Below are 19,100 nucleotides of genomic sequence, written 5' to 3'. Positions count from 1 at the left end.
GTCACCTGATGGTGCCGGACCTTCACGGGCATCTGCCCCGACTTCAGACTGCGCTGAACACCGCACGAGAAATTCCAGGGGTCTCGCTGGTGTTCCTGGGGGATCTGATTGACGATGCGCCGCATCGCCGCTTAGCCCGCCGCGATGACCGTTCAGCCGGTGCCCCAGACGACTCGAGGGAGGTGCTCCGGCAGGTCCGGGCCCTTCATGCGGCTGGGCAAGCCACGGTCCTCCTGGGCAACCATGAGGTGATGGCCATTGGGGCGGTGCTTGACGGACACGAAGGGTTCCTGAACATCTGGTGGCGACACGGAGGCCGGGAAGCAGCGGCGGGCTACGGCTGGCGCCTCCGAGACACGGCAGGACCTCTGCCGGATGACCTCCGCTGGCTACGGGAACATGGCCGGCTGTGGTGCAGTGTCGGTCCGCCTGGGCAGCAGGTTCTGGCGGCGCATGCCACGCGGCCCAATCCCCTGCGCATTGAACGCGGATTGACTCTGGCTGAGTTTTTAACGCCGAATGCACAGGAGGATCCAGTGGTCTGGTTCCCTTTGGGGCTGGAGGACGGGTGTGAGGTGCAGTGGCCACTTCCTGAAGGGCATCAGGCCAGCGTGCATGGGCACATGGAGTGGAGGCAGCTCAGGACGCTTCAGGGGCCCGATCACAAACCTGCGTATCAGCTGGACCTGGAACCGGCCATCAGGAAGCTGGGCATGCTCCACGTGAATGTGGATGGGAAGCTGACGAAGTTGCTGAGGTCGGTCTTGTGAGAGGCGAACAGCCGTTCAACCTGGCTGGGAAACAGGCTGCAGACAGTGATGAGGCTGCAGCTGCAAGCAACGCTAGATCATCAAAAACCTCATTGAAGTATTTCTTGAAAGAAAACTTTTAAACTTTCATAAGATACTTCGAGAGAGTGCATGGGCGTTGAGCAGTACGAAAGGGGCCGTACACTCCTGCCATGACCAGGTCCCGTCCGCCGTCTCGGGGAATGTGCCGCGCCTGTGGCTACGTCGGTACCAAAGCCAGCATGACCAGGCATCAAGCCGGGTGTGCCCTGAGGCAGGCAACGGACGGACCGACCCACGATGTGTTCCGCTTCCGCGTCAGTGGCACTGATCTGCCCGCGTACTGGCTGGACGTCGAGCTCACGCCTCAGGCCACCTTGGATGACCTTGACCGTTTCCTGCGCGATCTCTGGCTGGACTGCTGCGGTCATCTGAGCAGCTTTACCATCGGGCCACAGGACGACAGCAATTTCGACCCGTACAGAGCACCCAGACGGACCAGACAGCCTCCGCTGGCCAAACTTGGTCTGCAGCCGGGCGACAAGTTTGGGTACACCTACGATTTCGGCAGCAGCACCAACTTAACCGTGCAGGTTCAGGCCTACGAGGCAGTGAGCGGCAAGGCGACCGGGAAGATCAAATTGCTCGCGCGGAACCTGGCGCCAGTCCTGATGTGTTCTCTGTGCGAGAAACCGGCCAAATGGGTCCATTCCTGGGAAGCTGACGACGCCACGGGTGGTCCGCTGCTGTACTGCGGCGCGCATGGTCAGAAGACCCGTGATGAGCAGTTACCTGTCGTCAATTCACCGCGCATGGGGGTCTGCGGTTACGCAGGAGGAAGCGACGAGAGCTGGCCACCCACACCATCAACACCGACCAACGGGCAGGATCCCTCAGAAGCAGATCCACAGACCCGCACCCTGATGCAGACGTCCACTTCCCCTGAGGACACAAGCGTTCCAGACCAGGACCTCGATCAGGAAGTCCTGGCTTACGTCCAGACGCTGCCCTTGCAGGCTGAAACCGTCTGGCTGGTCGCCGTTCAGGAGATGCCGGACCTCTTGCCCCCGGAAGAGGGCGTCCCCGCCGTGGTGCTGGTGGTGGACGCCGCGAGTGGGCAGATCGTGACCAGCGAGGTCACGACCGACATCACGGCGCAGGTTGTGCAGGAAATCGTGATCGAGACGATATTGGACCCTGAAGCAGATGGTCTGAGGCCGCAGCGTCCCGGGCAGATCTTCACCTTGGACGCGGCCCTGGCGTTCTCGCTGCACACGACCCTAGCCTCACTCGGGATCAGGGTCGAGCGGCGGGACAGTCCTGAGCTTGAGGCACTGCTGGCCCACCTGACGGAAGAAGTCGGCGCTGAGATGCAGGCCCAGATCGAAAGTCAGCGTCCACACGCGTTTCTCCAGGATGTGCCGGATCAGGATGTCAAAGCCCTGCTGGAGGCCTTCGCGCGCTTTGTGAACGCCAAACCATGGCAAAACTTTGCGCCTGACAAACCGGTGCGGGTGAGCTGGACGAACTCGGACGGCACACCTGGCCAGCTGTACGCGACGGTGATGGGCGACCTCGGTGAGGTGTTTGGCCTGGCGCTGTACCCCGACTGGCTGAGGTACAGCAAGCACATCCTGAACAGCTTTAACCCTGAACTGGTGCTGCTGGCCACCGGGGGCCTGGAAAGTCTGACGCTGAGCCAGCGAGAAGAGCTGCAACCGGAGGATTGGGAGAGGTTCCGCGCGGTTGGGTTACCGGCCCGTGCCAAAGCGGCCCCGGCGCTGGTCCGGGTGGGTCTGACCGGGACTCAACCACCCACCGTGCCTCTACCGCCCCTGACCGCCGTACTGACCATTCTGTCCGAGCGTGCGGAGCGCAGAGCAAGCCCAGTAACGTCACTGAAAGCGGCATCGGTCGGGGTCAGCGTGAAGTACCCGGCGGATCCTCGTGATGAGCTGAGCCCTGAGGCTCGGCGGGGGAGTATCGAACTCCGGGTGAAGAGCAGTGCTGGTCCATTCGCGTATGACGGAGAGGTCGTCATAACTGGCCCGCCAGAGATGCTCGTCAGGCAGGCTTTTGCCCAGGCCCGGCGCCTGTTAGATCAGAAGTCCATGCAGGGCAGAACTGTGTACCTCCCATACCACCTGGAGTCCGCTGGCCAAGCTCTGGAGGATGGCGGCCTTTACGGGGATTTGCATGTGCGGGTCTGGGAGAACCGCCTCGGCAGCCCAGCACTCACCTTGGCGCACCTGACGCCCACAGGCCCACTGATCGACGGTGGGCTCGCTACCATTGAGGTCCAGGCTCAAGGGGCGGAGGTCACCGGCTTAACAGTAGAGTTGCAAGCGGTGAATCCCAGGTCAGGTTGACGTGTAGACCCGGCCTGACAGGTGCCAGATTCAGGTGAAACGCACTTCAACTGGACAGGGAAAGATCGTGCTGAGCGAAGAGCCCGCGTGTGGGGATGGGGTGTAACTCAACTAGCTCAGATACTGCATTACAGCCTTGACAGGAGGTTCTGTTCCAGCTCTAGAGTGATGGGAATCCGGATGTGGTCATCAAAATTCCCAGAAGTCTCCTTAGCCGCGCGGAAGGACCCTGGCCGTCAGGCAACACAGACCAGCTGGCTGACTGAGAATTTACTACTGCTGCATGCCTGGAGGCCGGGAAAGGCGGCATGCTGCAGTTCATGGGGACAGTTCTAAACAGTGCCCTCGAAAAAGGCATCAAGAACGGCACGGTCGAGATCATCGAACTCTCGGGCGGAACATCAAGACTACCGACCAAGAAGTAAGTTTGTGGTCCTTGCATGCTAGAGGCGGGAAAGCCCGCCAGAATCGATCAACGTGACCTTTGGAGAACTATGAACAGTGAAAGGCAGTTGGACAATGTTGGGCGGTCCGTGAGTTTATTGCGTGACGCTTTCCGCGCCGCTATAGGACGTTTGATGCAGGATGGCGGTCAGCTTCAGAACGTGAGCCGGGAACAACTTCTCTCTGCAACGGCGGCTGAGAAGGAGAGGCTGGCGTGGTACTTCGAAAACGACAGGGTCACTGAGCATGACCTGGCGTTATACGACGAGGTCATGCTCGACTATTGGAGCAGGCTGATGGATTGCCTGAGCGCCAATCAGGTTGAGACGTCGCTTGACTCATGTTTGCACATGCTCTTGCGGTGACGACAGTTCTATTTGACAACAATCAAGCGGAGAGATAAGGCTGGCCACCGAGCAAGGACGACCTTCTGGGACTGCTGCCGCTGAACCTGGAATGATCAACCGGGTGGCGGCAGGAGCAGCGCACGCGCTGTTCCTGAGCGTGAGGTGTTCGCCTGCCCGTTTGGCATGGTCTACGCTGCGACTGTGTCCGGCTACGTGTATGTCCTGAGCAACGAGAGTCTGCCTGGTGTGATGAAGGTGGGCATGACCAGTCGGGATCCGTTCACCCGGGCAGCGGAACTGACGACGACTGGCCTGCCGATGCCCTTCCGCGTGGAGTTCTGCCTGATGACTGAGCGCCCGGCCGCGCTGGAACTGGCCCTGCATCAGCAGTTCGCAGCGCAACGCGTTCAAGCTGGGCGTGAGTTCTTCCGCGTGTCGAGGCGGCATGCGCCTTGGCTGACTGGCCGACCGGATCATCGGGGGACGTGCAGGTCATTGTCCCCCATCGCCCCTCTCCTGCCGTCGAGTACTCCGTGGTGCGCCAGAGTCTGAACGTGCTTCGGGCGGCGACCGACGCGTCTCCCGTGCCACTGAGCATTGACGGTGCCGCGCGCCTCGGCCACGAGGTTCAACGTGGCGTGGATGGGGCGCTGGACACGCTCCGTGAATATGTCGAGTTAGGGAGTCTGAGCGCCGCGCACGAGCTGCTGGCGTTGGTGATGTCTGATGAAGTGGGTGTCCGTCCTGTCAACTGGCGGCGTGAGCTCTTGAACGGTGATGCCAGGTTGGTCGTGTGGGCAGTGCACGCGCTGCCACACCTCCGCCGATCACTGGCGGAGGGAGCGCTGTCGTTCATGGACGGTGAGGCGACATTCGATGTGCGTCGCATGGGCGGGACGCTGGCAAGCCGCTCATCGTGGGTGCTGCCCAGCACCGTGTTCCTGCTTACGGGTGATCTCGACCCGGCTCGCCTGGCCACCCACCTTCAACAGCACCCGTCGCTGGCAGTCGAAGTCGCCCAGGCCGTGCAGAACGATCTAAGTGCCCCCTGGACCTGGCGCTCATTGCATGTTCCAAACGCTGATTACCTACGGTGCCTGTGCGTCCTACGTGACCTCCTGCAGTTGACGATCATGCCGTCGCGCACCTGGTTGCTGACCGTCAAGGGTTGGCCGGTGCACACTTGGCCACCGGAAGGGCCGTTTCTTGCTACACCCATGGCGCAGCCGAGTTTGTCCGATGTGGTGAAGTACTGGGCTGAGGTGACGATGTGACGGGAAGTGAATGGCGGGTCACCTGACCAGGGCGGAGGCCTGCATTGATCAGGAGATGGCCTTCCTTCAACAGATAGAGGGACGAACTGGCGCCCACCTCCTCTGTGCCGCCCAGGCCAAGAAACCGCAGGGGCGTGGTCACGCGTCCTCTTGCGGTGTCAGGGTGGCCAGCTCCTGCTCCAAGGCCTCAATGCTAGGCAAGCTGCCTTCGAGCTCTGCAGGGAGGCTTTCCGCGAGTTGGTAGGTGCTCACGCCCAGGGGCTTGTCCACGCCGCGCAGGGCATACTCCGCAATAACCTTGTTCTGAGTCCGGCACAGCAGCAGGCCGATGCTGGGCGCGTCCTGCTCATGGCGCAGCAGGTCATCGGCGGCACTCAGGTAGAAATTCATCTTCCCGACGTACTCAGGCCTGAACTCCCCGATTTTCAGCTCCACGATGACGTAACAGCGGAGTTTCAGGTGGTAGAAGAGCAGATCGAGGTAGAAGTCCTCTCCTCCGACTTCCAGGTGATACTGATTGCCCACGAAGGCGAAGCCCACACCTAGTTCAAGCATGAAATCTCTCAGGTGATCGAGCAGGCCTTTCTCAAGATCCCGCTCCAGGGCCTGGGCGTGGAGGGACAGAAAGTCAAAGTTGTAGGGGTCTTTCAGGAGTTGCTGGGCCAGCTCGGATTGTGCAGTGGGGAGCGCACGGTCAAAGTTCGTGCTGGCCTGCCCCTGCCGGTCGATGAGTCGACTGTCAATCTGGTGTTGGAGGACGCTCCGGCTCCAGCCGTGCTGGATGGCCGACCGGGCATACCATTCACGCTGGACCGGGTCTTTCACGGTGTTGAGAAGCGTCACCAGATGCCCCCAGGGCAATTGGTCAACAAGCTGTTGACCACTTTGAAAGTCCGGGTAAGCCTGCGCGAACGAACGCATGTATTTCAGGTTGGTGGGGGAAAAGCCCTTGAGATCAGGAAACTCGGCCCGCAGGTCGCGGGACAGTTGATCAATGACCTTCGCCCCCCACCCCTGTTGAGCCTGCCGGTCCAGGATGCTCTGGCCGATTCGCCAGTACAGCGCCATCAGCTCACGGTTGACGGCCAGAACGGCGCGCGTCTGGGCCTGCCGAATCTGCTGCTTCAGCTCACCCAGCAGCGTGGCGTAGTCCTCGGGCAACTGAAGTGGGATGGTCATGTCCACTCCAGTGTAGAAGGCCCCGTATCCAGTCCATTCCTGGACGACTACGGGCGAAGGACAGACAACAGTGGATGATCCTCCGGTTATTCTGAGCTCAACTTGCCAATCATTTACGACAACATCGAGCGACACCTTCTTCCTGAACTTCAGACCACGCTGTCACAAGCCCTAGGAGCTGATTTCAGCATCGGCTACTTCAATCTCCGAGGGTGGCGAGCTCTGTCCCAGCAAGTCGAGGGGTGGAATGAAGGGTCAGTTTGTCGAATTTTGATTGGGATGCAGCGACCTGAACGCGAAGCACTTGAAACTCTCTTTGGTCTCAAGGGGGAGGAGCCTGTTGATCGGGCAAAGCTACTTCAAGCCCGACGGGAGCTGCTTGAAGAGTTCAGACGACAACTCATAGTGGGCCTCCCTACTTCTAGAGACGAAAAGGCCTTACGTGATTTGATCCGCCACATCCGGCAGGGCAAGGTGCAGGTCAAGCTCTTTCTGCGCCATCCTCTTCACGCCAAGCTGTACCTGGTGCGCCGAGTAGATCGGAAGGCCCCGCTGATTGGCTACGTGGGCAGCTCGAATCTGACCTTCTCTGGCCTGAGCGGGCAGGGCGAACTCAACCTGGATGTGGTGGAGCAAGACACTGCTCTGAAGCTGGAAGCTTGGTTTGCCGACCGCTGGAATGACCGCTTCTGTCTGGAATTGACGGATGACCTCCTGACCATCCTAGAAGAGAGCTGGGCGTCCGAAACCCTGCGTTCTCCCTATCACATCTACCTGAAGATCGCTTATCACCTCTCACGGGAAGCGCGAGCCGGTATCGCGGAGTTTCAGTTGCCACGCAACTTTCCCACACCGCTGTTTGAGTTCCAGGCCGCCGCCGTAAAAATCGCTGCGCACCACTTGGTAAATCGAGGCGGCGTGATGATCGGGGACGTGGTAGGCCTGGGCAAAACCATGATGGCCTCGGCTCTGATTCGCACGATGGAAGACCAGTACTTCGACACGCTGATCCTCTGCCCGGTCAATCTGGTGCCGATGTGGGAGCAGTACCGAAAGGATTACGGCCTGCGGGCGGAAGTCATGGCTCAGAGCCAGGCGCGCAGTAAGCTGCCCGACCTGCGCCGCTACCGCTTGGTGGTGATCGATGAAAGTCATAACCTGCGTAACCGCGAAGGCAAGACCTATGCGGCCATCCGGGACTACATTGCCCGCAACGACAGCCATGTGGTGCTCCTGACTGCTACGCCGTACAACAAGACCTATCTGGACCTGTCCAGCCAGCTTCGGCTGTTCCTTCCCGAAGAACGTGACATCGGCATTCGTCCGGAAGCGTACCTGCGCACCATTTCTGACGGTGAGATCGGATTCGTCCGCAAGCACCAGTGTGCTGTACGTTCCATCCGCGCCTTTGAGCACAGCGGCGACGCCGACGACTGGCGTGACCTGATGCGGCTCTTTCTGGTACGCCGGACCCGGACGTTCATCCAGAACAATTACACCGAATTCGACGAGGCCCGGCAGCGGTCTTATCTGGCCTACCCGAATGGCCAGCGGTATTACTTCCCAGTGCGTCAGCCCCGCACCCTGGCCTTTCCGGTAGATGATCAGTACGCTTCGCTGTACAGCACGCAGGTGGTGGACGTGATTGACGGCCTGCGCCTGCCTCGCTACGGCCTGGGCAACTACGTCACGCCGCTGCTTGAGCACAGTCCCAGCACTGCAGAACTGAACACGCTCAAGGACCTCTCGCGGGCAGGCGAGCGCCTCAAGGGATTCGTCCGTACCAACTTCTTCAAACGCCTGGAAAGCAGTGGCTTTGCCTTCCTGCAATCGGTCGAGCGGCATATCCGTCGTAATGGGGTGCTGCTCCACGCGCTCGCGAATGGCCTGCCTGTACCAGTCGGCTCGCAGGACGCGGCCCTGTTAGATTCCATTGACGAGGACGAGAGCAGCGTGGTCAACGATGTGGGCAACGCGGACGACACCGCGCGGCTAAGTGACGAAGGACAGCAGGTGAGCTATGGGGACGTGTACCAGATGTTCTCCGGTCAGTACCACAACCGCTTCAAGTGGCTCCCTGCCGCGTTGTTCACACCAGCGCTGAGTGAGGATCTTCAGGCCGACAACGACGCTCTGCAAGAGATTTTGTCAGCTGCAGGCCATTGGCAGGCGCAGGCGGACGCGAAGCTGGCGACGCTGCGCACGCTTCTGACCGGGCCACACGCTCAGGACAAGGTACTGATCTTTACGCAGTTTGCCGATACGGCCCGGTACCTGGAACGGGAATTGACAGGCCAAGATGTGACCCGCCTGGCCTCAGTGACGGGCGAGAGCCGCAATCCTACCGAGCTGGCCCGCCGCTTCGCCCCGCGGGGCCAACGTGTGCAGGATGAACTGCGCGTGCTGATCGCCACTGATGTGCTGTCGGAGGGGCAAAACCTGCAAGACGCCTTTGTGGTGGTGAACTATGACTTGCCCTGGGCGATCATCCGCCTGATTCAACGGGCCGGGCGCGTGGACCGCATCGGACAGCAGTCCGATACGGTTTACGCCTACTCGTTTATTCCCTCTGACGGCGTGGAGAAACTGATTGGCTTGCGTGCCCGAGTCAGCAGCCGCCTGCGGGACGCTGGGCAGGTGGTGGGTGGTGACGAGGCATTCTTCGATGACGAGGAGGCCGCCAGCGACCTGCGCGACCTGTACAACGAAAAGGCTGGGATTCTGGACGAGGTAGGTGACGGCGAGGTTGATCTGGCGAGCGAGGCGTACCAGATCTGGAAGAACGCCACCGACGATGATCCTGGCCTGCTCGACCTGATTCCGAAGTTGCCGAGCGTGGTTTACGCCGCCCGGTCGCACGCCGCCACGCCCGCACTGCCAGGTGGGGCCCTGGTGTACCTGCGCACGCCGCAGGGCAATGATGCGCTCGCCTGGCTGGACGAGCAGGGGGCCAGCGTTACTGAAAGCCAGATCGCCATTCTGCGGGCGGCGGCCTGTCACCCAGACATATCCGCCCTACCAGCACTGCCCAATCATCATGACCTTGTGGAGCGTGCTGCCCGCCGGGTGGTGGAAGAGGAAGCGTCTGGCAGTGCCGGGGCACTGGGAACACCTGGCAGCACCCGCCGCAAGCTATACGAGCGTCTCAAGCACATTCAGGATACCCGCGAGGGCTCACTCTTCACGGATCCAGAGCTCAAAGCCGTGCTCGAAGACCTACTGGCTGCCCCTATACAAGAGGGCGCACGAAACACCCTGGGGGGGCATTTCCGCACTCGCATTGGCGACGACGCGTTGATTCAGCTGGTAATTCAACTTCATCAGGAAGGGCGTTTGACCGTGCCAACCGATGACCTGCGTCATTCCGAACCAGAAATTCTTTGCTCACTGGGTCTTATACCGATGTAAAGCATTTTGATGCTGCTCCAACCCACCGTTGATTCCCTGGCCCGGAGGCCTCATGACCGATCAAGCTCCAAGCCCGCAAGCCCTGCGCAAAGCGCTGCAAGCCCCTGACCTGCGTCCCCTGTTCACTGAAGAACTCGGTTGGGACAACCCGCAAGGCGGTTCGATTAGTGAGGAGGCAGACGGGCAGACGTTCACGTTCACGCCCTTGGCCCGCAAGGTCAACTTCGTGGTGTACCGTGCCAGCCCAACCCAGGATGGGAAACTGCCTGGCAGAGACATTATCCGCAAATTAGAACGCAAGCTGGATGCCAAAGCGGCCGAACGTCTGGTGATCTACAGCAACGCGGGTGGGGATCAAGCCCTCTGGGTGCGACACAAGAAGGAGCAGGGTAAGGCGGCCAGCCTCTACACCGTTGAGTACAAGCGCGGCTTGCGCAACGAGGCCCTGATCTATTACTTAAAAAGCCTCTACGTCAGTCTGGACGAGGACCTGAACGGCCTGACCACCATCGATGTGGCCCGGAAAGCGAGCAACATTGAGATTGAGAAGGTCACCAAAAAGTTTTACAAGGAATTTGACCGGATCAGGAGCACGTTCAAAGACCAGATTGCGGGTGTTGAAGGCGAGGACCGGGAACACTACGCAGGCCTGACGTTAAACCGCCTGATGTTCGTGTACTTCATCCAGAAAAAGGAGTACCTCGACGGCGACCTCGATTACCTAAGGAACCGGCTCAAAAAAGTTCAAGCACAGCGCGGTAGCGGGAAGTTTCAGAGCTTCTATCGTGCCTTTTTGCTGCGCCTCTTCCACGAGGGCTTGGGAGCGGTGCCGCATGACCCGGCACTGACCTCCTTAATTGGCAAAGTACCCTACTTGAACGGTGGTCTGTTCGAGGAACACCGCATCGAGCAGGAGAACGGTGCTATTGAGATTCCTGACGCGGCCTTTGAGAAGGTCTTTGCCTTTTTCGAGGGCTGGCGCTGGACCATCGACGAGAGAGCCGAGGCTGAGGCGGACGAGTCCGGCAAGCCGGAGATTAACCCGGATGTGCTGGGCTACATCTTCGAGCAGTACATCAACAATAAGCAGATGGGCGCGTACTACACGAAGGAAGACATCACCGAGTATATCAGCAAAAACACCATCCTGCCCTTCGTGCTGAAACACGCCCGCGAGGACTGCCGAGTAGCGTTCGAGGGTGAGCGTACCGTCTGGGATCTGTTAAAGGAAAACCCTGACCGTTACATCCATGCCGCCATACGCAAGGGCAGCGAGTACGAACTGCCCGAGCACATCAAAGCGGGTCTAGACCCCAACCAACCCGACCTGCTTAAAAAACGTGAGGCGTGGAACAAGAGGGCGGACGATGAGTACGCCCTCCCCACCGAAATCTGGCGAGAAGTGGTGGCCCGGCGCAACCGCTACGCAGAGGTGCGCGGCAAGCTGGAGCGTGGAGAAGTCCAAAGCGTGCCCGAACTTATTACACTCAACTTGGACATCATCACTTTTGCTCAGGATGTGATTCGGTACGCCGAAGGCTCTGAACTGATCCGCGCCATCTGGAAAGCCATCATAACTGTGACAGTGCTGGACCCCGCGTGTGGCAGTGGCGCATTCCTGTTCGCCGCTGCGGGCATTCTGGCCCCGCTATACCACCTCTGCCTGGAACGGATGGCCGGGATGGTGGCTGCCCTGGCCGTAGGCGACAACAAGCTACCTGACTTCCGCGAGGTGCTGGCTGAGCAGACGCATCACGATCCGCAGTACTACGTACTGAAGCAGATCATTATTCGCAACCTGTACGGCGTGGATATCATGGCCGAGGCGGTGGAGATCGCCAAGCTGCGCCTCTTTCTGAAGCTGATGGCCTTCAGTCAGAAGGACGACTACAAGCCCAATATGGGCCTGGAACCCCTGCCAGACATTGACTTCAACATCCGCACGGGCAACACGTTGGTTGGGTACGCTACACGCGAGGAAGCAGAGCACGCCGTACGGGGTGCTCTGCTTAGTACCAGCGCCGTCACCTGGGAGCAGATTGAAGAAAAGGCTGGGGAGATTGACCTTCTGGAAGAGCTGTTCCGCGAGCAGCAGCTCAAGCGCGGAGGCCAGGTTACGCCCGCCAATAAAAAGGAACTGCGCGACCGTCTGGTTGAACTGGAAGCCTTGTTAAACAGCTACCTCGCTGCCGACTACGGCATCGACGAGAAGAAGAAGCCCGGTAGCTTCGAGGCCTGGCGCAAGAGTCACCAGCCCTTCCACTGGTTTATTGAATTTCATCATGTGATGGGCCGGGGCGGATTTGACTGCATTGTAGGGAACCCACCTTACGTCGCCGCATCGTCTGTTGGATATAAGATTCTTGGCAAGAAGTACCCAGATATATATGCCAATGTATCAGAGAGAAGCCTGGCATTATCGAGAAGCGATGGAACTGTGGGTCTCATAGTCCCTATATCACTAATGTTCTCTGATGGCTTCTTTGATCTCAGAAAAAAGATTTCTTCATCAGGATATTCATATTTTAGCACGTTTGACATACTTCCATCTCCTTTATTCACCGGTGCGGCCGTAAGATGCACTATATTTATGGTATCAAAAGGTATCCAACCCGAAACATTATCGACGACTCGAATGTATAGATGGAGGTCTGTATTTCGTCCATATCTAATGGAAGTTATAGAATACGGCATCTATAAAGATAAGGTCTTCAAGCGAAATGAGTTCATTCGATCTAGTAATGGACAGGTACTATCTGTAGTTCTCAAACTTTTTGATGGCAGTACCCAAAGACATGGCGGATCTAAAATCGGCTACGGTAAAGCGGCCCTCAATTTTATTTCTGCTTTTACCACTGCCCCTCCAAATCTTGACTTGGAGACGCTAGAAAGTGTTCCGTCGAATCAAGTGGGATGGCTTAACATACCCTCACGAATAAGTGGAGAGGTGGCCTTGGCAAGTTTAGTAGGTGAATTGTATCTCACCGCTTGGCTAGCGGTAGGTGATGGATTCCACGTTACTTCCGGCTTATTGAACGACTACTTGGCCAACATATCTAAGATGAATTCACGCGCGCTTGATCTTTTAAGAAAGATAGGAATTATCTTAGGCGAAGAAAAAAATCTTGCCCTAAGATTTAAAAGTCATGCTGGATACTATGTAGGGAATTATAATTACAGAAGTCTACATGATTATACACGTAGGGCAGATTTGATAATCTTATCCAACCTTGGTTTAAATTGGCTACAGGCAGTTGAAATTTTCGACAATATACAACGCGTGTTAGCAGTAAATGAGCTTGCAGGCGAGAAGGGCATCCCTACTAAAGTCAAATCTATGTTTCCCATCAGTCTCTCGGATAAGACCAAATCTATTTTAAATGAAGTTGACGCATATATTATGGAGCAATATAATATAGACGAAGACCAATTGAATTATGTATTGTTAGAAGACATAGGTATATGGATGAAAAATTCCTGACTGAGGATTGATTATACTAAGACCCATCCCGAATATCATAGAGACCTTCTTTTATTCCCATCGTTATGCGCAGACAGTAAGCATATAGCCTCATGCCCCATCACAGTCCTAGTAAGCAGCTTTCACAACGGAGATCCCGCATGAGGTCTGGGCGTTGGAACAAGGGGTAGCTGAAGCAGCTGTTGGGATTGATAGGCGGGCAAGGGAGAATGTCACATGACAGGACAGGCAGGAACTGGAGTAGGACCAAGCACCGCACCCCCCCTCTTTGAGCTGGTCAGCTCGGGCGTGCAGGCCACCGGCTTTCCACAGGGCAAAGGGTTCGTGGTCCGGGCAGGCAGTCAGGCGCGGGCAGAGGCGACGCCCTCATTCACTGGGCACAACTACTTTGCGCTGCGCAGCTCACTGATCAGTGAGGGCCGTTTGGTAAAGACCGATGACCTCACACGCCTGATGTATACGCAGGACGTGGTGTTTGACTCCGTGAGTGCGGCAGCAGCGGTCACGTTAGGGCGGGCGCAGAGTGGTCAGGCGGCTTGGAAGGAACAGAGCACTGGGCAGAGCTACAGTGACTGGCGAGCGGGGCTGACGCCAGGGCCTGTGTTTCAGGGCCTGCAGAAGGAACCGGTATTCGAGTGGCCGCCGTTCTTCAAAGCTCTCGCCCACAAACTTTTGGAATTTCATGAGGTGGACCGGCACCCGGCCCTGATCCGGCTGCTGCGGCAGGCGGGAATATCTGTAGGTCACGACGAGGGCGAGGAACTGACGGTCATTGACCCTTTTACCTTCTTCTCGTTGGTACTCAAGCACAAGACGGACGCACGGGTGCAGGAGCTGTTCGCCTTCATCGGGGAGAAACTGGGCATCTCTGAGCCTGCCCCGGCCAGCTTGATCGGCGTGCCTTGGAGCAACCCCATGAACGCCTGGTTCTTTCCCTACCGCAGCAAGCGGAAGCCGGACGACCTGCCAACCCTGTGGGCATTAGCACGGCAGGCGGTGGACGGCACGCTGGAAAAACGAACCTTCGAGCGTGCGTTGGAGATTCAGCAGGTGGGCGTCCCCAAGCTCACGCAAGGCCTATTCTGGCTAAATCCCGACGCGTTCTTGCCGCTCAATGGCATTGTCGTGCCGTACTTGGACGAACTGGGCGTGAGCGGTGCGGCGGAGGTGCGAACGCTTTCGGATTACGAGCAGGTGCTGGAACAGGCCCGCGACCTCGCCTCTGGCTTTCCGGCCCTGTCCTATGGCGCGTGGGTCGCTGCGCAGGAGGAAGGCGAGGTCATTCTCCCGCCTGATGTATCTACACCTGAGGTAAAGTTCCGTGCACCGCCAGGGGTGCCCCTGAACCAGATTCTGTATGGCCCACCCGGCACTGGAAAAACGTACTCAGTCATTGACGAGGCGCTGAAAATTCTGGAACCGTCCTTTGCCTCCTCGCACAGCGAGAAGAACCAGCGTGACGCTCGCAAGGCCCGCTACGATGAGCTGGTGGCAGAGGGCCGCGTGACCTTCATGACCTTCCATCAGTCTTTCGGCTACGAAGACTTTATCGAGGGTCTCAAACCCGTGATGAAGGGCGGTCAACTGACCTACGATCTGGAGGATGGCCTGTTCTTGCGGGCCGTGCGGCAGGCGGGCGGCGCGGTTGGTGATGAGGAGGCCGAGGGCACTCTGCGGGCGCACGTCTTGATCATTGACGAGATCAACCGGGGAAACGTCTCCAAGGTGTTTGGGGAACTGATGACTCTGCTGGAAGAGGGCAAGCGCGCTGGGGCAGCCGAGGCCTTGATGGTGCAGCTTCCACTCAGCAAGCGGAACCTCAGCGTGCCGCAGAGCCTTTACGTGATTGGCACCATGAACACCGCCGACCGGAGTCTGACGCAGTTGGACGCTGCCCTTCGGCGACGTTTCACCTTCAGCGCTGTCTGGCCTGATCCCAGCCTGCTGCCGGACGCCTTAGAACTCGATGGGGGCACACTGAACCTTCAAGCTTTCTTGCGATCCCTCAATGAGCGTATTGAAGAGCGGCTAAGCCGGGATCAGATGATTGGGCACGCATACCTGCTGGGGGTCCAGCCTACGCTGGAGCAGGTGGCAGGCGCGCTGCGCAATAAGATCCTGCCTCTTCTGGAAGAGTACTTCTTCGAGGACTGGAACAGTATCCGCGAGGTACTGGGCGACGACCAAAAAACGGAGGAGGCCGACCAGTTCATTCACGTCCGCAGGCGTGACACTGGCCAGAGTGAGCGCCGCCGCTACAGCTACAACGAGAAAGCCTTTGGGCGCCTGAGCGCCTTCCAGGGCGTCTATTCGTCGCCATGACCTACATTATCGCCCGCGAGTACGACCTCCTCGTGCGCGGCGCTGCCCCTGCGGTGGCCGGGGTACACGCCCTCCCGCCTGAGTCCTTTGATGCTCTGCGGGTCTTTCTTCAGACGCCTATAGAGGGGAACAAGGGTCAGGAAGAGGTGATCGCTCGCCCTACTCTGCGTGGCAACCAGCCCGCACTGCGCCTGCAACAGTGGGTTGGCGTGATCCGCACCCCGGACGGCACGACAGTTGAACTCCTGCCCAAGACCCATGAGCGGGATGGTGAAGCAGACGGAGAAGCTGTCACCCGCAGCCGCTCACTGCTGCTCAGGATGTTGACCGTCGCTGGTGATAACTACCGCGCAGCTCTGCCCGCGGACCTTGACCCCGCGCGGATGCCGCTGTTCGAAGTGGTACTGCGTTACGGCCTGGAAATATTGCGAGCCGCCATCCGCCGAGGCGTCCCCCATGCCTACCAAAAGGTTCGGGAAGAACGGGCGGGATTACGGGGCCGCCTGGATATGCCGCGGCAACTTCGGCAACCGCCCCACCGGGCACATCTACTACATGTGTCCTATGACGAGTTTCTTCCGGATCGTCCGGAGACACGCTTGGTGCGTCTGGCGATCGAGCGCATCGCCCGTATGACTGCTCGAAGCGACAGTCGACGGCTCGCGAGTGAGCTGTTGCACGCCCTAGCGGACGTGCCTGCCAGCCGGGATGTTCGCCGGGACTTCACGCGTTGGAAGCTGGAGCGTGGCTATATCCACTTCACCCCCGCCCTCGACATCTGCCGTCTGATCCTCAATGAGCTCAACCCTTTGACAGCAGGCACAGCTTCACGTGTGACAGCAGTGCTGTTCGATATGAACCGGGTGTATGAAACATACGTAGCGCATCTCCTCCGCCGACAGAATCCTGATTGGCAGATAGAAACGCAAGTCAAGGGGAGACACCTCGGGAGCTTCACATCTCGCCTTTCCAACAAAAGGCGTCCTATTTTCGCCTTACGCCCTGACCTCACAATCTATCCCCCAGGTCAGCCTGTAATTATCGCCGACACCAAATGGAAACAATTAAGGACAGATCGCAGCTTTCCTCATGGAATTAATAATGCTGACGTTTATCAGATGTTGTCCTATAGTGCAGCGTTTCAACACGAAATGGGACATCGAGAGTTATGGCTGATCTATCCCCACCTTCCAGGCTTGCCCGATAATTTTCCCGAAATTGAATTACCTGAACACCGCTATCTGAAAGTAGTAACCGTGAAGTTGCACCAAGAGCTACCTGCCCTCTACCCGCAGCTCTCGCCTGCCTAATCCCTTCGAATCGCCTGAAAAGCAGAATCGCACTTGTAAAAGAGTTTGGTGGATCTATCTATAAGAAAAGGCAACCCAAAGGTTGCCTTGATTTCTCCAATATAGAGCGGTATTCACGCCCTGTCAATTCATGCAGCTGGATCGGCTGCGATCAGTTTCTGCCTGTCCAGAACGCGTTTCACCTGCACGGCGTTCCAGGGGCCACCCTTCCGGGTCCTGAAACCATGAGTCTCCAGGTGGGCTGCAATAGCTCGCAGGCTGAGGCCTTGGGCGCGCAGTGCACCAGCGTAGGCAGCCACAGTCCGCATGTCCTGCACGGCCCTGGTAAATGTGGAGGCGGCCCCAGCCTGTCGGGCGGCTGGCGTCAGGTTCTCGGGCTTCCCAAGTTTGAGACCGCGAGCTTTGCGGGCAGCCAGGGCCGCCTTAGTTCTCGCGGAAATCAGTTGTGCTTCCCGCTCGGCTACAGCGGCCATCACATGGATGGTGAGATTGTCGGCTTCAGGCATATCTACAGCGACGAAGCGGACGCCGGATTCCATCAGGCTGGCGACGACGGCGACGTTGCGGGCAAGACGATCCAACTTAGCGATGAGGAGCACGCCACCGATGCGGCGAGTCTGATCAAGGGCGGCTTCGAGTTGTGGCCGGCGCCGTTTCCGAGTGCCGGTCTCAACCTCAGTGAATTCCAACTCCAGCTCCAGACCCTTGCTCTGAGCATAAGCAAGGACCGCTGCCTGCTGCGCCTCCAGGCCAAGACCACTCTGACCTTGCCGAACAGTCGAAACACGGTAGTAGGCGATGGCCGTCAGTGAGGCTGGAGAAGGCACACGAAAGTGTAACAGGAGCCATCGGACCGTTCAAGAACTGTAACAAGAGTGGATCAACCACCCCTCTACTGGTCAGACTGATAATAAGTTGAATAGTGTTTGACAAAAACTTTTTCAAACTATATAGTCTGGATATGACAAAAACCATTCGGATTCACCTACAGCAGGGCGCGCAAACCTTGGCAGACGTGACGCTCTCCACGTCCTTAGACCAAGGCAAGCTTCCTCAGCTCCTTCAGTACATCCATGACTTGACCCAAGACACGATCCCAGCGGCGCCCGGAACGATAAGGGCTCAAGACGCCGCAGCGCTCAAGACTATTGGCAAAAAGTATCTAGCCCTTGCTGAATATTTGGCGCGAATCCAAGACGACACCACAACCCTGACCTTCAATGAAATTGAGCAGCTGCTCGGCGCTCCCCTACCTGCAACTGCCCGGGGCCAGCATGCCCGGGCCTGGTGGGCCAACACCGATACCCATTCCCAAGGCAAAGCGTGGCTGGCGGTCGGCTGGAAAACCATCACTATCAATCCAGAGCAGGAAACCGTGGAATTTCGCCGGAAATAACCAAGGAACATATGAAATCCACTGCCAACAAGCAGCCTCGCCTTCTGCCAGACGTTTCCCTTCCTGAAGGGAAACAACGAACCCAAGGCAGCCTTTGGACCCCTGAAGAATTGTTGGTCACGTTAGCTGCCTATCTTGAGATGCTGCGCCTTGAGCAGCGGGGTGAAGCCTATTCCAAGGCAGAGCACCGAAGAAAGCTTCTGGAGGGCGTGCTCTTAGGCCGCACAGCAGCGTCAGTCGAATTTCGAATGCAGAATATTTCAGCCGTGCTGCTCTCTATAGGCCAGCCCTATCTCAAAGGCTACGCTCCAGCACGAAATGTGGGCGCAAAGGTGATCGCCCAGATCCTGGAATTCCTCGCAGAGTTAGACCCCGAACTGCCAATTGAACTGAGGCGCCAGGCGCCTGCACCTACTGTCCCCCCTCCTGGGAACCCTCACCCGAAAAAAAGAGAGGTCACCCTCAGTACGTATGAGCGCGATCCGGAGGTCGTGGCATTTGTGCTCAACCGCGCACAAGGCATCTGTGAATGCTGCGGCCGGAACGCCCCATTTCTATCGAAGAATGGACAACCGTTTCTTGAAGTGCACCATGTCGAGGCGCTGGCCTTGGACGGCCCTGATACGCCTCAGAACTGCGCGGCCATCTGCCCCAACTGTCACCAAGAAGCCCACTATGGGATGAGGTCAGCAGAGATCCAGAGGGAGTTGCAGGAATTTTTGGCAGCGCTTTACAACCAATCATGAATCGAGGCGAAGGACTCAGGCGTTGGATACGACACC

General features: G+C 58.1%; 13 protein-coding genes. 11 read left to right on the top strand and 2 right to left on the bottom strand.

The window, feature by feature from the left end; all coding sequences use genetic code 11:
• The first annotated feature begins 8 nt into the window (after positions 1 to 8).
• From GO986_RS12680 to GO986_RS12660, 5 genes are all read left to right on the top strand, one after another.
• Entirely contained in the window at positions 9 to 770 is a 762-nt protein-coding gene (locus GO986_RS12680) for a metallophosphoesterase (RefSeq protein WP_157459675.1), read from the top strand.
• 260 nt (positions 771 to 1,030) lie between these two features.
• Positions 1,031 to 3,157 (top strand): DUF6930 domain-containing protein, encoded by a 2,127-nt coding sequence (locus GO986_RS12675; protein ID WP_157459674.1) that lies wholly within the window; start codon positions 1,031 to 1,033, stop codon positions 3,155 to 3,157.
• Between the two features lie 494 nt (positions 3,158 to 3,651).
• Positions 3,652 to 3,966: a hypothetical protein gene (locus GO986_RS12670; protein ID WP_157459673.1), complete on the top strand. Its 315-nt coding sequence runs from the start codon at positions 3,652 to 3,654 to the stop codon at positions 3,964 to 3,966.
• Positions 3,967 to 4,131: 165 nt separating this feature from the next.
• Positions 4,132 to 4,500, top strand: coding sequence for a GIY-YIG nuclease family protein (locus GO986_RS23450; protein WP_369409347.1), 369 nt, complete (start codon positions 4,132 to 4,134; stop codon positions 4,498 to 4,500).
• Entirely contained in the window at positions 4,434 to 5,222 is a 789-nt protein-coding gene (locus GO986_RS12660) for a hypothetical protein (RefSeq protein ID WP_198170650.1), read from the top strand. The genes GO986_RS23450 and GO986_RS12660 overlap by 67 nt, the downstream gene beginning before the upstream one ends.
• Before the next feature lie 138 nt (positions 5,223 to 5,360).
• Here the strand turns inward: GO986_RS12660 and GO986_RS12655 are convergent, their stop codons facing one another.
• Positions 5,361 to 6,401, bottom strand: a complete 1,041-nt coding sequence (locus GO986_RS12655; RefSeq protein ID WP_157459670.1) for a PDDEXK nuclease domain-containing protein — start codon at positions 6,399 to 6,401, stop codon at positions 5,361 to 5,363.
• Positions 6,402 to 6,503: 102 nt separating this feature from the next.
• Here GO986_RS12655 and GO986_RS12650 point away from each other — a divergent pair, with 102 nt between their 5' ends.
• The 4 genes from GO986_RS12650 (at position 6,504) to GO986_RS12635 (ending at position 16,922) form a co-directional block, all read left to right on the top strand.
• A complete protein-coding gene (locus GO986_RS12650) occupies positions 6,504 to 9,809 on the top strand; it encodes a helicase-related protein (RefSeq protein ID WP_157459669.1) in 3,306 nt (1,101 codons plus the stop codon).
• Positions 9,810 to 9,861: 52 nt separating this feature from the next.
• Entirely contained in the window at positions 9,862 to 13,290 is a 3,429-nt protein-coding gene (locus GO986_RS12645; protein WP_157459668.1) for an Eco57I restriction-modification methylase domain-containing protein, read from the top strand.
• A 216-nt stretch (positions 13,291 to 13,506) separates the two neighbouring features.
• Positions 13,507 to 15,612 (top strand): DUF4357 domain-containing protein, encoded by a 2,106-nt coding sequence (locus GO986_RS12640; RefSeq protein ID WP_157459667.1) that lies wholly within the window; start codon positions 13,507 to 13,509, stop codon positions 15,610 to 15,612.
• Positions 15,609 to 16,922, top strand: a complete 1,314-nt coding sequence (locus GO986_RS12635; protein WP_157459666.1) for an McrC family protein — start codon at positions 15,609 to 15,611, stop codon at positions 16,920 to 16,922. The genes GO986_RS12640 and GO986_RS12635 overlap by 4 nt, the downstream gene beginning before the upstream one ends.
• A gap of 128 nt (positions 16,923 to 17,050) precedes the next feature.
• Here GO986_RS12635 and GO986_RS12630 read toward each other — a convergent pair whose 3' ends face one another.
• Complete coding sequence (locus GO986_RS12630) at positions 17,051 to 17,749, bottom strand: recombinase family protein (RefSeq protein ID WP_369409344.1); 699 nt, start codon at positions 17,747 to 17,749, stop codon at positions 17,051 to 17,053.
• Between the two features lie 134 nt (positions 17,750 to 17,883).
• Between GO986_RS12630 and GO986_RS12625 the strand changes: the two genes are divergently transcribed.
• Both GO986_RS12625 and GO986_RS12620 read left to right on the top strand, forming a co-directional pair.
• Complete coding sequence (locus tag GO986_RS12625; RefSeq protein WP_157459665.1) at positions 17,884 to 18,318, top strand: DUF7662 domain-containing protein; 435 nt, start codon at positions 17,884 to 17,886, stop codon at positions 18,316 to 18,318.
• Positions 18,319 to 18,329: 11 nt separating this feature from the next.
• Complete coding sequence (locus tag GO986_RS12620; protein WP_157459664.1) at positions 18,330 to 19,064, top strand: HNH endonuclease; 735 nt, start codon at positions 18,330 to 18,332, stop codon at positions 19,062 to 19,064.
• Positions 19,065 to 19,100 lie beyond the last annotated feature (36 nt).

It is taken from the genome of Deinococcus arboris (genome assembly GCF_009755355.1).
In the GTDB taxonomy this organism is placed as follows: domain Bacteria; phylum Deinococcota; class Deinococci; order Deinococcales; family Deinococcaceae; genus Deinococcus; species Deinococcus betulae.
Note: the sequence above shows the minus strand (reverse complement) of the source record. Positions and strands in the feature narration are given on the sequence as shown.

Excerpts from the sequence above, each read along its gene's own strand:
- GO986_RS12635 (WP_157459666.1), top strand. The coding sequence starts at position 15,609 with ATGACCTACATTATCGCCCGCGAGTACGACCTCCTCGTGCGCGGCGCT.
- GO986_RS12670 (WP_157459673.1), top strand. The coding sequence starts at position 3,652 with ATGAACAGTGAAAGGCAGTTGGACAATGTTGGGCGGTCCGTGAGTTTA.
- GO986_RS12640 (WP_157459667.1), top strand. The coding sequence starts at position 13,507 with ATGACAGGACAGGCAGGAACTGGAGTAGGACCAAGCACCGCACCCCCC.
- GO986_RS12620 (WP_157459664.1), top strand. The coding sequence starts at position 18,330 with ATGAAATCCACTGCCAACAAGCAGCCTCGCCTTCTGCCAGACGTTTCC.
- GO986_RS23450 (WP_369409347.1), top strand. The coding sequence starts at position 4,132 with ATGGTCTACGCTGCGACTGTGTCCGGCTACGTGTATGTCCTGAGCAAC.
- GO986_RS12625 (WP_157459665.1), top strand. The coding sequence starts at position 17,884 with ATGACAAAAACCATTCGGATTCACCTACAGCAGGGCGCGCAAACCTTG.
- GO986_RS12655 (WP_157459670.1), bottom strand. The coding sequence starts at position 6,401 with ATGACCATCCCACTTCAGTTGCCCGAGGACTACGCCACGCTGCTGGGT.
- GO986_RS12645 (WP_157459668.1), top strand. The coding sequence starts at position 9,862 with ATGACCGATCAAGCTCCAAGCCCGCAAGCCCTGCGCAAAGCGCTGCAA.
- GO986_RS12680 (WP_157459675.1), top strand. The coding sequence starts at position 9 with ATGGTGCCGGACCTTCACGGGCATCTGCCCCGACTTCAGACTGCGCTG.
- GO986_RS12675 (WP_157459674.1), top strand. The coding sequence starts at position 1,031 with ATGACCAGGCATCAAGCCGGGTGTGCCCTGAGGCAGGCAACGGACGGA.